Here is a 14349-nt window from a genome sequence, read left to right on the forward strand (position 1 = left end):
ACGAGACGAGGCGCTTTTGCAGGTGGCGCCGATCCTTTCAGGGGCGTTTCTGAATACCCTTAGGGCAAATCTGTTCGAGAACGGGGGCTGGGCCCTTGTGGATGAAACAAGATCCGACCCCACGAGATCAGCGTGTAAAGGCTATGGCCATCCGGTCTGTAAAGGGTTTCCAAAGCCACGCAAAAAACGTGGTGGACGCTTTTTTAACGATCACCATCACCGGCATGCCCGGAATGATTTCTTTGCCCATGGCGGCAATCTTTTCCACCGTTTCCGGAGGAATGCTCACGCGGCACAAGTAATAAGGCACCCGATGCACCTCATCGTATTGCACATCAGGGGATACGTAAAGCACCGTGCCATCAAAGGTGGGGCTCGTTTTGGGATTTATGGCCATAAACCGCAGGATCGCTTCCGAACCCACCTGGACGTCTTCAATGTCCTGCGTGCTCACTTTGGCCTCCACCACAAAACTGGCTCCCTTGGGCACAATCTGTAAGATGCCTTGCCCGGGGGAGATCACGGCGCCCACGCTACGAACCCGCAGGTTCATGACGATGCCTGCTTCCGGAGCCCGAATCTCCGTTTTTTCCAGATGGTCCTGGACGGCTGCAAACTGGTCCTGAAGCGCCATCAGTCGCTTGACCACTTCCGCCAACTGGTCTTCCACTTCCCGAGCCTGCTCGCTTTCCAGAGCCTGCAAACGCGCCTCCGTCTCCCGCGCCGACGCTTCCATGCGCGCCCGACTCGTGACCACTTCACTCAAGTTGGCCCGCACGGCTTCCAGAGACCTTTGGAGATCCAGCAGCCGGTTGCGGGGGTAATATCCGTCCTCGGCCAGAACGGAGACGGCCTGAATCTGTTCGCCAAGGAGCTCAGCCTGCCTTTCTAAGGCCCGTGCCTGCACCTTTAGGTTGGCTGCCGCCTCCCGATATCCCTCCAGATTGCGCTGAAGCACCTGTTTTTCGTCGGCCCTTTTGGCCCGTCGCACGCGAAACAGTTCTTCTTGAGCCCTCATCACACCCCGAATAACGGGGTCGTGTTCCATACGCCGCACTTCTTCCGGATATTGGATGCGCTCTAACCCCGCTTTTTCCGCTTCCAGCCGGGCCCGTACGACCAGGGCCTGCAAGTATTCGCTGTACACTTGTGCGTATTGGGCTCGAGCCGTGGCATCTTCCAGCCGTATCAACACCTGCCCTTTGTCCACGGCATCTCCGTCCTGGACCAGAATGTCCTTGACGGTACCCCCGTACGGGTGCTGCACCACCTTGGTGAACGTGGCGGCGGTGACTTGCCCCATGGCCACCGCCCCCAATTGAATGGGTGCCAAAACGGCCCACAGGACAAAGGTGAGCCCAAAAAGAACCACGAAACCCAGACCCACCCGCACGGGTTTCCAGTAATCGGAAGCCACATCGCCCGACGTGGGCCCGGTCAGTTTAATGCCCTCCTCCATGTTTTACCTCCCTCAGGCGTCCCGCCTCCTTGGCCCGTTCCCGCAGCATGGCAAACACTTCTTCGCGGCTGCCGAACATTTGCACCATGCCGTTGGCCAGCACCAGAATCTTGTCCACCAGGGACAGAATGTTGGTCTTGTGGGTGATGACAAACACCGTCGTGCCTCGAGCCTTCATGTCCCTGATGGCCGTCATGAGCGCCGCCTCGCCCGATTCGTCCAAATTGGAATTGGGTTCGTCCAGGACCACCAGCACAGGATCGCCGTACAGAGCCCGCGCCAGGGCGATACGCTGGCGCTGCCCTCCAGACAAGAAAGCCCCGCCCTCACCAATGGGTGTTTCATAGCCTTGCGGCATCTGCAAAATCATGTCGTGCACCCCGGCTTTCTGAGCGGCCGCCACAATTTTTTCTCCGTCCAGTTCCCCGTAGCGCGCAATGTTCTGGGCCACCGTACCGCCGAACAATTCAATGTCTTGCGGCACATACCCGATGTAGCCTCCCAGGGACGATCGGTTGTAGTGGTCCAGACGCGCTCCGTCCAAGCGCACCTCCCCGGCCGCCGGCCGCATGACCCCTACCAAGTGTTTGGCCAACGTCGATTTGCCGGCCGCCGTCGGACCGATAATGCCCACCACCTCCCCCGGGGCCACGGAAAAGGTGATCCCTCGAAGCACCTGCACCTGGGTGTTGGGCGGCACCGCCACGAGCCCTTCCACTTTCACGGCCCCTTTCGGTGGTGGCAAGGGCAAACGCAAAGGGTGCGATGGAAAATCTGCCAGGAGATCGTTTAAACGCCGATAGGACTGACGCACGGAAACCAAATGCCTCCACGCGCCCACAGCGATGTCTACCGGCGACATCATGCGGCCCATGAGAATACTGCCCATGATCATCTGCCCTGCAGTGATTTGGTTCTGGAGCACGTAGTAGGCGCCGACACCCAAAACCAAAGACTGGGAGGTGATACGCACAGCTTTGGACACGGCCTGCAATGTCGCGGCACGCCGACTGGCTTCCGTTTGCAACGCCAACATCTTTCCGTAAGACTCAAACCAATGCGCGCGCACGGCGTCCCGCATGCCCATGGCCTCAATCACCTCGGCATTGCGCAAATTCGCCTGCGCAAAGCCAATAGCCTTCTGATAGTGCCGGTTGGATTCCTCGAGAGGGCCACGGGTCATTTTTTCCGACAAAACCGCGACCACCAAGATGACCCCCATACACACCAAAGCATAGACCGCGATCATGGGATGGATTAGATAAATGACCGCCAGATACAGGGGAACCCACGGAGTGTCCAACACCGCAAAAAGACCCCTTCCCGTTAGAAACTGCCGTAAATTGGTCAGGTCCCCAAAAGCCTGGGACGCTCCCGTGGATCGGCTCATGAGCACACTGTCCACCACTGCATCAAAGAGGCGGCCTCGCAGCTTGTTATCAAAGTCATTGGACAAGCGCACGAGAATTTGGGAGCGCACCCAGTCAAAACAGCCGATGTACACGTACATGAGCACGGCAATGATGGTGAGCATGGAGAGGGTGACTAAGCTGTGCCCCGTCAGGACCGTGTCATAGATTTGAAACATGTACAGGGCCGGCACAATGGACAGCACGGTGAGGAAAAACGAAAAGATAAACAAAAACACCAGCAATCGCCGATAGGATCCCAGAATGCGGCGAACTTCCCCAGGATCCTTTAGGACATGGCGCCTTAGAAATCGTTGCAAAAGGGGATTCATGGCATGTTCCTTTCCAGCCATTCATCGATGGTTGTGAGCAGAGATTCATCCAGGATGCCCGCATGGAAGTGTAAAGCCACCAAGTTGAGCACGTATTCGTGACGGGCACGCACAAGATCCGCTTTGGCCTTGTAGAGGCGGCTCTGGGCGTTGAGCACATCCACGATGGAACGCAATCCCGCCTCAAAGGCCTTGCGCGTGGAGGCCACCGCGGTTTCGTTGGCCCGCACGGCCTGATTCGAACTTTCTATCTTGGCCCGTGACGCCTCCAGGCCATAAAAGGCATCCAAAATCTTTTGTGTGACATCCGTTTCCGCACGACGATAGTCCTCTTCGCTCTGATTTCGCCGCTCCACAGCCTCGCGCGTTTTTGCTGTCGCGTAGCCCCCGGAAAAGACGGGCACGGTGAGCTGCACTCCCAGGGCGTACCACTCCGTGGCCTGGGACCGAATGTAGTCGCTGATTGTGTTACGCCGCGCATAGGATCCCTGAAAATCCAGGGTGGGCAAATGGAGGCTTCGAGCTTTAAGGATGTCGTCTTCGGCTACTTCGACACCCAAACGATAGTACTTCAAAAAAGGACTGTGGGTCCGGGCCGTGTTCAACCAGGCCTCCACCGATGTCGGATCGGGCGGCGACGGCTTCCAGCGTGGCCCTAGGCGAAAAAGGGAGCCTGAAGGACGGCCGATAAGCGCCTCCAAGGTGTTTCGCGAAAGGGTCACAAGCTTTTCCGCATCCACCCTTTGGTAGCGAATGTCCGCTTGCCGGGCTTCCGCGTCGTGAACATCGGTCAATGACGCTTCCCCCGATTGAAAATACCGGCGGGCCATGAGCACCTGTTCGGCCGCCGTTTTTTCCTCATCCCGCACCACGCGCAGGTGTTCTTCCGCATAAACAGCATTAAGGTACGCCGAGGCCACGCGGTAGAGCAGGTTGCGCACCGTTTCGTCATAGCGCGCCCGGCCCGCTTCCACCCGCTTTTGACTTTGCACATAGCCTACATGGGCCCCCACATTGAACAAGGGTTGGCGAAGGCTTATCCCCTCCGATTCCGACCAGTAACCCTGGTAGGTCGGCGGCGCCTGAACAAAAGAAATGTTCGTCAAGCTTAGTGAGCCTTGGACCGTGGGCAACAGCCCGGAAAGGGCCTGGTCCGGAAGTGTTTGGATTGCCTGAAGTTCATGGTAAGCACCACGCACCGTGGGATCGTTTTCCTTGGCCAGCCGCACCGCCTCCATGAGGCCAAGTCCGGTGTCGCTGCCGAACGCATGGTTTGATGCGATGCCCATCACACTTAAGGCGATGACCATCATCACCCACCCACTCGTGCGGCCCATCAAAATGCTCCTGATTTTTCTCTTAGTTGTCACGTATGGCCTCACTCACCCAGAAAACTCAGATCCAGTTCTCCGGTGGGGGTTACGGGAGGTCCCTCCTCTTGCGGCGCCGTCTTTCCGCCCTCCTGCCCAAGGAGCCGTCCCAAAGTGCGCACATGCCACGCCGAAAACCGCTGAGCAAAAAAAACAGCGAGCGCTCCGGTGTCACGAAGTTTCTGCAACGCGCCGCCGTCGGCCTGTTGCAGGGCTCCTTGATCCACTTGGTAAAGCCCCTCCACCTTGCGATCCCCATGCGGGGTTCGAACGGCAAGCGGCCACGGCACAATGAGTCCTGTCGCATCAAGCACAGCACAGGCCGCCGCCGTTCGGCGCTCATTATCGGCAAGGTGCCGCAGAAAGGAAAAAACCTCCTGAACCCAGGAAGCCGGTCCACCACCCTCATCAAACAACGGGAGACCCGAAGCCCCTTCCTGCAGCACTCCCGCCTCCTCATCGACGCACAAAACCCATTGGTTGGACTCGGAAACCGGTGATAATCGAAAAGGATAGGCTCGAACCGCCGCCGGAATATACTCGGCACGCCATCGTCCGTGGTTCACATCGACAAACAGGTTTCGGCCCGGCGCCAATCCCAGTAAAGCGCAGAGCCCAAAAGAGGCGTCTTCTCTTCGCACCAACACCAGCGGATAATGCGATACCACCCGACCCAGCTCGGCCAACACCACCGGCACCACGGTCCACGACTCCGCATGCTTGTAAGTGGATAGCGGCCGGTAGCGCAACCCGCCATGGCGTTCTCGTGAAATGGGAACCCATTGAGCCATCATCGTTACCTCCGACGGCTTTCTACCCCTTATCCGTCCACTTTGTCTACAGGTTGTTTAGAGCGTGCGCGGTCCGATTCCGAAGCATCTCGGCCCAGGTTTAAATCACCACGACCTAAACAGCCGCCCTTGGAATCCACAGGAATAGCCTTTTAATAGCAGGGCTTGGAACAGAACCGATTTCTTCAGCCCTTATGAATCATCGCCAAACGTCACGCCTCGGCGTGAAAACCCTCGAGGGCGAAAATTTCTTTCCACCTTGAAGGGGCCGCATGCCCTTCTTGCAGCAAAACCCACTCGTTACCGTCGGGCCTTAAGCTTTCCAAGGCGATGCGATCCAGCGCGCAGGCGGGCGGAATTTTTTCGCCCGTGAAGCCGATTCGTATGTCAAAGTGTCGCCCGAAAGGTGGTGGCCTGGAATTCCCAGATCGTCTTTCTGTGCGAGCCAAGCCTTGTCTTCCTCCTGCGGCAGGATGCCCGATGGTTCTCGTGTGCTGCCGTGCGTGAAGGGTGCGTGCGGGTGTTTCCCTTCGGGTTGACTTGTCGAGCCGGACCACGCATTGTGGACATGGCCGCGTAATGGCATCGCATGGTCTCGAATGGGGGTGCCACGCCACAGCCGTCGGGTCCCGTGTTAGGAGCCGGTTCCATAAGGAACGCGGTGAAAGCGATGCACGGCGCAAGATTTGACCAAGGCGTGCGCCGCTTTGACAAAATAAACGCTTAAGAGCATTTTCAAAGACGCTGCGACGCTCATGGGGCAACGTGGGACAAAAAAGGAGAGACGATGGCACAATGGGTAGGAAGCTGCGACAGAGTGCTGGAAGTGAATGTGTCTCGCCGCACCACCCGCGTTTTTAACATTTCCAAGGAAGATCGGCGTCGATACCTCGGCGGCAAGGGGTTGGCTTTGCGCTATCTTGCCCATCGGCTGCGGCCGGGCACCGATCCCTTGGGGCCGGACAATGTGCTGGCGGTTTTCGGCGGCGTCGTGGTCGGCTCCGGAGCGCCATGCAGTGCTCGGTTTTCGGCCGTAACCAAATCCCCTTTGACCCAACTCGTGGCATCTTCTTCCTGCGGCGGCCCTTTCGGCATCGCGCTCAAAACAGCCGGCTATGAAGGCCTCATTGTCCTAGGCCAAGCCTCGAAACCCATGGTTTTGGAAATTCTCGAAGACGATGTGCGGTTTCTAGACGCAGACCACCTTTGGGGACGAGACATTCCGGCGACCCAGGAAGCCTTGGAACTTGGGCGTAAGGACGGCGACCTGGTCATCGGCCCGGCCGGAGAAAACCTGGTGCTTTTTGCCAATATCGCTTCCGGGCATCGGTTTCTCGGTCGCGGCGGCTTTGGCGCCGTGTTGGGATCCAAACGCATCAAAGCGATTGTAGCTCGAGGCGGTGCATTTCATGCCGTTCCGGCCGATCCTTTAGGGTTTGACAAGGCATGTCGTCGGGCGACCGCCACCATTCATCGAAACCGATTTACAGGCCATCTGTACCGAAACGCCGGCACGGCAAGCCATGTGGACTTGTGCCAAGCCGGCGCCATTTTGCCCATTCACAACTTTCAAGACGGCCAAGACCCTCGGGCTTCCCAGGTCAGCGGTTGGGCCATGAAAGAACGCTTCGGCGCCAAGCCCAGCACATGCCGCCCTTGCACCATTCTGTGCGGCCATCAAGGCACGTTTTCGGATCAGCAGACCCGGCAATGGCCTGAATACGAAACCGTGGGACTTTTGGGAACTAACTTGGGTCTATTCGATCCGGAAACCATCGCCGTCTGGAACGCTCAGTGCGGACGGCTGGGACTGGATACCATATCCTGCGGTGGCGTTCTGGGCTATGTGATGGAAGCGTCAGAAAAAGGGCTGATCACCTCACCCCTGCGTTTCGGTTCACCTCAGGGAGTGGCCGAAGCCATTGACGCCATGGCGTTCCGTAAAGGCTTCGGGGACGACATGGCGCAGGGGGTACGGCGCCTTGCGGAAAAATACGGGGGCACTTCTTTTGCCATGCACGTCAAGGGATTGGAACTTCCCGCCTATGATCCTCGAGGATCCTGGGGACAGGGCTTGGCGTACGCCGTGGCCAACCGAGGCGGATGCCATCTGTCGGCAACCCTTTTCCCCTTGGAAGTGTTTCTCGGATTCCTGAAACCGCGCACACCCCAAGCCAAAGCCCATTTTGTACGCTTTTTTGAAAGCCTCTATGCGGGCATCAATTCTTTGCCCACCTGCCTTTTCACCACCTATGCTTACCTGTTGGAAGCTCCCATTGCCCGCTTGACACCCAAGCCGATCTTGGCCTGGACCATGCGCCATCTTCCCGCCCTGGCCGTGCGCCTGATGGACCTACGCGTGTTCACTCGGTTGTTTGAAACCATGTACGGTGAAAAATTAAGCCCGAGAGAATTTCTGCAGGCAGGGGACCGCATCGTTGTCTTGGAACGCCTTCTCAATGCCATGGAAGGGGTTCGCCGCAAGGACGACACCCTTCCCGAAAGAATCCTTGCGGAACCCAGACCGTGCGATACCACGGCTCGGCAGGAAAAACGGCCTTGGTGGCGACGGTTCGTGGCAGCAGGCTGCCCTGAGCCGCCAGGCCCCGCCCAGAACCCTCCCTTGCTCGCCCTGGACTCCATGTTGGATAAATATTACACCCTCCGAGGGTACACTCGAAACGGCCTGCCCATGGCCAAAACGTTGCGCACCTTAAAAGTCACCGTGCCTTTTCAGGACGGTTTTGACATCGTGCCCGGTCGCGACACACCAAAGGACAAGGTGGTTCAAATCTTCTTCTGGATTCTCGGCCGCGCCATGCAATCGGCGTCTCGGCGAGACGCCGTCTTTCGGCGCCAGTTGGCTTCCTGGCCAAAGGGTTTGACCGTGCTTTTCAAGGTGTTGCCCTATGGGCCCAGAACTGCCCTGAGAGTGGACGATGCCGGAAAGCTGCGCGCCCTCGGGGATACCGTTTCGGAACGGGAAGCCGATCTCATCATTGGTTTCAAAAACATGGACACGGCCTTTCGAATGCTCACGGCGCAGCTCAGCACACCGGACGCCTTTGCGCAAAACCGCCTCAGTGTCGTGGGCGATTTGGCCATAGCCATGCAACTGACACGGCTGCTGGATCGCGTCCAATGCTTGCTCTACCCGAAATGGCTTGCCCAACGCCTGGTTAAGCGCGTGCCTTCCATGCCCACTCTAGAAAAATGGGGGAAACGGGCCTGGCTGTACCTGGTCGGCATTCCCCTGGGCTTATGACCCAGCTCGCTGTAAAGGACCACGCCAACACAAGAAAGGAGCCCATTCATGACGGCATCCTACTTTGAATTTCATTGCCCCGTCAAAATCCTTTCAGGCCACAAGGCCCTGGAAAATCTTCCCTACGAACTGCAAAGACTCGGCGCCTCGCGCCCCCTGTTTCTCACCGATCTCGGCGTGGCCAAGGCGGGGCTGTTGGATCTGGTGACGGCCGCCCTTCGAGACTCGAAAGCCGTTGTGGGCGCCGTCTACGACCGCGTACCCGCCGACTCTTCGGTCACCATCGTGCAGGAAGCCGCCGCGGCTTTTCGTCAGGGCCGCTGCGACAGTCTGGTGGCCGTGGGCGGCGGATCGGTGATGGATACGGCCAAGGCAGTCAACATTTTGGTCAGTCACGGCGGGGACGACCTTTTGCAGTTCTCCGGAGCCGACCGCATTCACGGGCCGCTCCATCCCCTCATTGTCCTTCCCACCACCGCCGGCACGGGGTCCGAAGTGACCTTGGTGGCCGTCATCGCCAACCCTCGAAAGCGCGTCAAAATGGCCTTTGCCTCCAGCCACCTGTATCCCCAGGTGGCCATTCTGGATCCACGCCTGACCCTGAGCCTTCCCAAGGTTCTCACCGCCGCCACCGCCATGGACGCCCTCACCCATGCCGTGGAGGCTTACCTGTCCATTCAGAAAAATCCGTTAAGCGACGCCTATGCCACCACGGCCGTTCGCCTCATTGTGCACAACCTACCCCATGTGCTGGAAAACGGGTCCGACACCGCAGGACGGCTGGCCCTGGCCAACGCCGCCTGCTGTGCCGGCATCGCCTTTTCCAACGCCATGGTGGGCATCGTGCACGCCTTGGGCCATGCCGCAGGAGCCCTGTGCCACATTCATCACGGCACGGCCATGAACATCTTTCTTCCTCACGGCTTGGAATACAATCTGGGAAAAAGGCGTCACGCCATCGGAGAACTGCTGCTACCCCTGGGAGGGCATGAACTCTACGCGACCACACCGCCTAGGGTGCGTGCGGAAAAAACCATCGAGGTGCTTCGTGTATTTCAAGGGCGCATTCAGGAACTTTCCGGGCTTCCCACACGCCTTCGCGACGCCGACGTGCCCATGGACATGCTGGAAAGCATCGCCGCCACAGCCCTCAACGACGGCGCTCTACTCTTCAACCCCGAAGACATGACGCTGGAAGAGGCCCTTTACGTCCTTCAAAGAGCCTATTAGCACTTCGGCGCCCTCGTTCGACGTTGTCTATCCCATGACGGGGCGACGCCGCAGGGCTTCCTAAGGTTTCGCCACAAGACCCTCTTCAAAAAGGACTCCTGAACACCGTGGTCGAGCCCTGACGATGAAGCCGGTATGGCATAAGTCAAGATGTGACCCCAAGGACACAACTTTTGCGCACGCCCACCACTACCGGGGCACCACGTAGGGGCAGGCCTCCGTGCCTGCCCCGATGGTCTCCGTGCCCGTGCCAATCAGGGGCAGCCACAAGGGCTGCCCCGACATGATCCGCACAGACAAACCAAGAGCCGCGCGGTCCCAATAACGCACATTTTGGGCTTGATTCCTAGGGGTCATGACATCGTCTTCGGATCTTTCAATGATGAATTGGCGCATTTGGGGCACCCGTTGAGTGAGTTTTTTCGGGTGCACCTTGAACTCTATTTATAGAAAAAGCAACAAGTTATGTCGAACAAACAGAGAATGCTTACCGTAAGTTCGATACGGCATAAGGTGTGACCCCAAGTATCACCAGGGGCGGGGTTCTCGGGAACAGACGCGGCGACGATCGGTCAGGACGATGATGTCTTTCAGGGCTTGCGCGTTCCGTGCCTGATGCCAACGCGTGTCGAATTGCGGATCCTGAACCACTTGAGCCAGGGCCGCCACGGCCTTGAGGTGAAAATCTTGTTCGTCGGCCCCAACCAGAAAAAAGAACATGGCGTGCACGGGCGCTTCCGCTTCGGGAAAACGAATCCCTTGCCGGCTGCGCACCAGGACGACGTCAAAAAGATCTGGGCGGGTGGCATGGGCCTGAGCCACGAGGATGCCGGGAAAGATTTCCACACTCCGCACGACGGCCTCTCCGCCGTTGAGGTCCTGCACGGAAAGCGGCCGTTCCAGGCCTCGCGCCAAAAGCACGGGGTTCAGGTGCTGCAGAAGCCCTTCCATGTCGCTCGGTTCAGAGATCTCCACGACATCAGCCGCTTCCACAACATGGTCAAAACGATCCAAACAGAGTTCATCCCGTTCGCGTATGATGTCCTTGAGCTCGGATTCCAGGGCGGATCGAACCACTTTGCGCGCCGAAAGCCGTTCCAACACGTGCAGCAAAGCATATTCCCGTTGCTGTTTGAGGCGCCCGTAAAACCAAAAAAAGATCAGGCCCGCCGCCACAAAGATCAATCCGATGAGAAGGGTTTGCAGACCGATTTCCGCCAGCAAAAGAAAGACACCGGCCAGGCTTGCTATCTGCAGCCACGGGTACCAAGGCGCTCGAAACGTGGGCTGATAATTGTGAAGGCGACTTTCCCTCAGAATCACCACACAGGCGTTGGCCAAAGCCTGAGTGAGCAAAACCACCATGGAGGCCATCTTCACCAAGGATTCCAAAGGGACGAAAAAAAGCCCGATCAAGAAGGCTCCCGTGATGAGTACCGCGGGCACAGGGGTGCCCCTTGAAGAGGACACGCGACCGAAAAGGGTCGGCAACAGTTCATCGCGGCTGAGACTCAACAGATAGCGCGACGCTGACAAAATGCCTCCGTTGGCCGTGGTCAAAAAGGCCACCATGGCCGCCAAGCTCAGCGCAGCCTCACCGGCCTGCCCCATGAAAACCCGAGCCGCATCGATGATGGGTGTCAAGGAATGGGCCAAAGCATCGGGAGGCAAAATGCCGCAGGTGACCAAAACCATCAGCGCATAAATGAGCATGGTGACGGAAACGGCGGACAAAACCCCTAAGGGAATGGTTCGAGAGGGGTTCTTGACCTCTTCGGCCAGAGCGGAAATCTTCAACAACCCTCCGTAGGATACAAAAACAAATCCGGCCGTACTCAAAACCGCATGCCATCCATGGGGAACGAACGGTATATAGTTGGCCACGTGGACTTGAGGAAGCCCCTTAAAAACGTACAGGGACATAAGACCGAGCAAGACAAGCACAAAAAGGGCCTGGACCAGGCTGGATTTTTTGGCCCCCAAAAGGTTGATCACGGTAAACAAAACGGCCACCCCCACCACGAGAAGGCGGGTGTCAAAGGGAAAGAATTTTTCCGTAAACGCCCAGACACCCACCAGAGCAAAGGCGCTTTTGAGCGTCAAAGCGAACCAGCTGAGCAAGCCCAAAACGGTGCCCACCGCCGGCCCCATGGCCCGCGCGATGAAAAAGTAATCGCCGCCCGCCTTGGGCATGGCCGTCGCCAACTCGATGGCGCTCAAGGCCGCCGACGTCATCAGGCATCCTGCCAGCAAATAGGAAACCACCACGGCCGGACCCGCCTTGGCGTAAGCTAAGCCGGGCAAGATGAAAATTCCCGAACTCATCATGGTCCCGACGGCAATGCAAAAGATGTCCAGAACTCCCAGGCGTCTTATCAAATCGTCTTGGGCCACGGCCGCCTTCGTCCCCTTTGACCTTCATAGGGACCCGCGTCGACTGGAACACAGCCGATGCGCGGGTTCTGTTTGACCTTTGCCGGTGAAAATCCTCATACCCTTCAGGCCCTGGAACCCGTCCACTCCCCACCGACGGGAAAAACGGCCGGCGTTTCTCGGCGACGACACAGTTCGTGCCATTCTTTTTTCATGGCGTCGATTCTTCGGTCTTTAACTTCCCACAGTTCGTTCAACCAGTTTTGAAACCGCTTCTGGAATTCCTGGTCGTGAAAATAGTCGCCCAAAAGCTCCTGACGCACCGGGTGCGTTTCCACATGAACCCAGACTTCCCGCACCTTGCCGCACAAAAACCGCCAGAAACTCACGGGACCTTCAGGATACACCACCGTGACATCCACGATGTGCTGCAGCCGATCCTTCATGGTCGCCAACACCATGGCCGCTCCGGCCGCTTTGGGCCGAAGAAGATGGTGATATGGCGATCCCCTTTCGAGAATCTTGCGGACGGTGGCGCGGGTTCCTTCGGCAAAATTCATGACCGCGATGGGCACCTGCTTGAACTTTTCGCAGGCTTTGAGGGTTTCGGCCACGTCTCGAGCCCGCACGTTGGGCTTCTTTCGCGCCGTCGCTGCGGAAGACCTTTTCATGAAAGGAAAATCCAGAGCCCACCAGGCCAATCCCAGAAAGGGAACATAGATGAGCTCCCTTTTCAGAAAAAACTTGAGAAAGGGAAGGCGACGATGGAACACCTTTTGAAGCACCACAATGTCCGTCCAGCTTTGATGATTGGCCAGAACCAAATACCATCCCTTTTCTTTGAGAGCATCTCCGCCGCTGACCTTCCAGCGGATTTTTTTGGTCCACGCCAGACCCACATTGTTGACGGCCACCCAGGATTGCGCCATGGCGTTCAACACACGATCACATCCCCGACGCCACGCGGACACGGGAAGGACCCACTTGAGAAAAGCCGCCACAAGGAGCGGAACAAACCAAAAGAGCGTGTTGGCCGACAGCCACGCCACAGAAAGAAGGCCGTTCAACGGCCCCGGAAGCCAATGTAACATCGTCACCTTCCCTTCATCATCCCTTAGCCCGCTTCGGCGATGCTGTAATTTTCGTCGATGAACCGCTTGATGAACTGGCCCAGTTCCGCCGTGATCAACGCGCAACGATTCCCCGCCATGCACTGTTTGACATCGTCAATGCCCAGTTTAAAGGTGGCGGTGCGCGTGTCTTTTTCCAACTGCACGGCGTAGTTGGTGGCTCCGACCAGCTTGTCTTTTTTCACCGTGACAAAGATGCCGAATTTATCGATGTCCGGATAAAGCTCCCTGATCTTCGCCTCCACTTCTTTTTGCTGGAACATGATCACTCTCCTCCTTTCCATTCAGCGCAGCACCTTTTCGATTTCTCGCTTGATAAAGTTAATGCTCTTGGTCACCGGAATTTCCTTGGGGCACACTCGCGTGCATTCAAAATGATTCCTGCAGCCCCACGCGCCGTCCTGCGTGTCCACGGCCCTCAGCCGTTTTTCCTTTTCCCGGTCACGGCTATCAAAGATATAGCGAAAGGCCCAGACCAAAGGAGCCGGCCCCAGGAAACGGTCGTTTTCCGCCGTCACAGGGCATGAGGCCACGCAACAGGCGCAGAGAATACACCGAATGACCTGGTCCAGTTTTTTCCTTTCTTCCGCCGATTGCAATCTTTCCTTTTCCGGGACGTGGTTTCCTCCGACAAGGTACGGCTGCACCCAACGGACTTTTTCGAAAAAGGGTTCCAAGTCCACCACCAGGTCCTTGAGCACCCGAAAAGACGGCAAGGGCTCCACAAGCACTTCTTCGGCTTGGGCCACGTCCTTGACCAGTGTCTGGCAGGCCAGAGCGCATCGGCCGTTGATGCGCACCGCGTCCGATCCGCACACACCATGCCCGCACGACATGCGAAAACTCAGGCTGCCGTCCTGTTCCCATTTGATTCGATTGAGGCAATCCAAAACCCGCTCCGTGGCCTCCGCTCTCACGCGATACACCTCATAGCGCGGCTCGCGGTCCACCTGGGGATCGTAACGAAAGATCTTGAAGCTCAGTTCCATA

General features: G+C 57.7%; 11 protein-coding genes. 2 read left to right on the forward strand and 9 right to left on the reverse strand.

Features of this window, described 5'->3' with window-relative positions; translation table 11 throughout:
• Positions 1-127: 127 nt before the first annotated feature.
• From EDC27_RS02260 to EDC27_RS02275, 4 genes are read right to left on the reverse strand one after another with little or no spacing between them, the layout of a single operon-like run.
• Positions 128-1459 (reverse strand): HlyD family type I secretion periplasmic adaptor subunit, encoded by a 1332-nt coding sequence (locus EDC27_RS02260; protein WP_123288987.1) that lies wholly within the window; start codon positions 1457-1459, stop codon positions 128-130.
• Positions 1443-3200 carry a type I secretion system permease/ATPase gene (locus tag EDC27_RS02265; RefSeq protein ID WP_123288988.1) on the reverse strand — a complete coding sequence of 586 codons (1758 nt, stop codon included), beginning with the start codon at positions 3198-3200 and terminating at the stop codon, positions 1443-1445. Before EDC27_RS02265 ends, EDC27_RS02260 begins: the two co-directional genes overlap by 17 nt.
• Entirely contained in the window at positions 3197-4537 is a 1341-nt protein-coding gene (locus EDC27_RS02270; protein ID WP_123288989.1) for a TolC family outer membrane protein, read from the reverse strand. The genes EDC27_RS02265 and EDC27_RS02270 overlap by 4 nt, the downstream gene beginning before the upstream one ends.
• Positions 4538-4578: 41 nt before the next feature.
• A complete protein-coding gene (locus tag EDC27_RS02275; protein WP_123288990.1) occupies positions 4579-5364 on the reverse strand; it encodes a SapC family protein in 786 nt (261 codons plus the stop codon).
• Between the two features lie 784 nt (positions 5365-6148).
• Here EDC27_RS02275 and EDC27_RS02285 point away from each other — a divergent pair.
• Positions 6149-8626 carry an aldehyde ferredoxin oxidoreductase C-terminal domain-containing protein gene (locus EDC27_RS02285; protein WP_123288992.1) on the forward strand — a complete coding sequence of 826 codons (2478 nt, stop codon included), beginning with the start codon at positions 6149-6151 and terminating at the stop codon, positions 8624-8626.
• Positions 8627-8674: 48 nt separating this feature from the next.
• A complete protein-coding gene (locus EDC27_RS02290; RefSeq protein ID WP_123288993.1) occupies positions 8675-9856 on the forward strand; it encodes an iron-containing alcohol dehydrogenase in 1182 nt (393 codons plus the stop codon).
• A gap of 189 nt (positions 9857-10045) precedes the next feature.
• Here the strand turns inward: EDC27_RS02290 and EDC27_RS02295 are convergent, their stop codons facing one another.
• The 5 genes from EDC27_RS02295 to EDC27_RS02315 all read right to left on the reverse strand — a co-directional run bounded on the left by EDC27_RS02295 (position 10046) and on the right by EDC27_RS02315 (position 14348).
• The gene (locus EDC27_RS02295; protein ID WP_148045655.1) at positions 10046-10252 is read right to left on the reverse strand and encodes a hypothetical protein; all 207 of its coding nucleotides are present in this window, start codon (positions 10250-10252) and stop codon (positions 10046-10048) included.
• A 132-nt stretch (positions 10253-10384) separates the two neighbouring features.
• Positions 10385-12250, reverse strand: a complete 1866-nt coding sequence (locus EDC27_RS02300; protein WP_123288995.1) for an amino acid permease — start codon at positions 12248-12250, stop codon at positions 10385-10387.
• Positions 12251-12354: 104 nt separating this feature from the next.
• The gene (locus tag EDC27_RS02305) at positions 12355-13320 is read right to left on the reverse strand and encodes an acyltransferase (RefSeq protein WP_123288996.1); all 966 of its coding nucleotides are present in this window, start codon (positions 13318-13320) and stop codon (positions 12355-12357) included.
• A gap of 23 nt (positions 13321-13343) precedes the next feature.
• On the reverse strand, positions 13344-13622 hold the full coding sequence (locus EDC27_RS02310) for a hypothetical protein (protein WP_123288997.1): 279 nt from the start codon (positions 13620-13622) through the stop codon (positions 13344-13346).
• Positions 13623-13643: 21 nt separating this feature from the next.
• Positions 13644-14348 (reverse strand): succinate dehydrogenase/fumarate reductase iron-sulfur subunit, encoded by a 705-nt coding sequence (locus EDC27_RS02315; RefSeq protein WP_123288998.1) that lies wholly within the window; start codon positions 14346-14348, stop codon positions 13644-13646.
• Position 14349: the final 1 nt, after the last annotated feature.

Origin of the sequence: Desulfosoma caldarium, assembly GCF_003751385.1 — a bacterium.
Taxonomy (GTDB): Bacteria; Desulfobacterota; Syntrophobacteria; order Syntrophobacterales; family DSM-9756; genus Desulfosoma; species Desulfosoma caldarium.

Excerpts from the sequence above, each read along its gene's own strand:
- EDC27_RS02260 (WP_123288987.1), bottom strand. The coding sequence starts at position 1,459 with ATGGAGGAGGGCATTAAACTGACCGGGCCCACGTCGGGCGATGTGGCT.
- EDC27_RS02265 (WP_123288988.1), bottom strand. The coding sequence starts at position 3,200 with ATGAATCCCCTTTTGCAACGATTTCTAAGGCGCCATGTCCTAAAGGAT.
- EDC27_RS02270 (WP_123288989.1), bottom strand. The coding sequence starts at position 4,537 with ATGGGCCGCACGAGTGGGTGGGTGATGATGGTCATCGCCTTAAGTGTG.
- EDC27_RS02275 (WP_123288990.1), bottom strand. The coding sequence starts at position 5,364 with ATGATGGCTCAATGGGTTCCCATTTCACGAGAACGCCATGGCGGGTTG.
- EDC27_RS02285 (WP_123288992.1), top strand. The coding sequence starts at position 6,149 with ATGGCACAATGGGTAGGAAGCTGCGACAGAGTGCTGGAAGTGAATGTG.
- EDC27_RS02290 (WP_123288993.1), top strand. The coding sequence starts at position 8,675 with ATGACGGCATCCTACTTTGAATTTCATTGCCCCGTCAAAATCCTTTCA.
- EDC27_RS02295 (WP_148045655.1), bottom strand. The coding sequence starts at position 10,252 with ATGCGCCAATTCATCATTGAAAGATCCGAAGACGATGTCATGACCCCT.
- EDC27_RS02305 (WP_123288996.1), bottom strand. The coding sequence starts at position 13,320 with ATGTTACATTGGCTTCCGGGGCCGTTGAACGGCCTTCTTTCTGTGGCG.
- EDC27_RS02310 (WP_123288997.1), bottom strand. The coding sequence starts at position 13,622 with ATGTTCCAGCAAAAAGAAGTGGAGGCGAAGATCAGGGAGCTTTATCCG.
- EDC27_RS02315 (WP_123288998.1), bottom strand. The coding sequence starts at position 14,348 with ATGGAACTGAGCTTCAAGATCTTTCGTTACGATCCCCAGGTGGACCGC.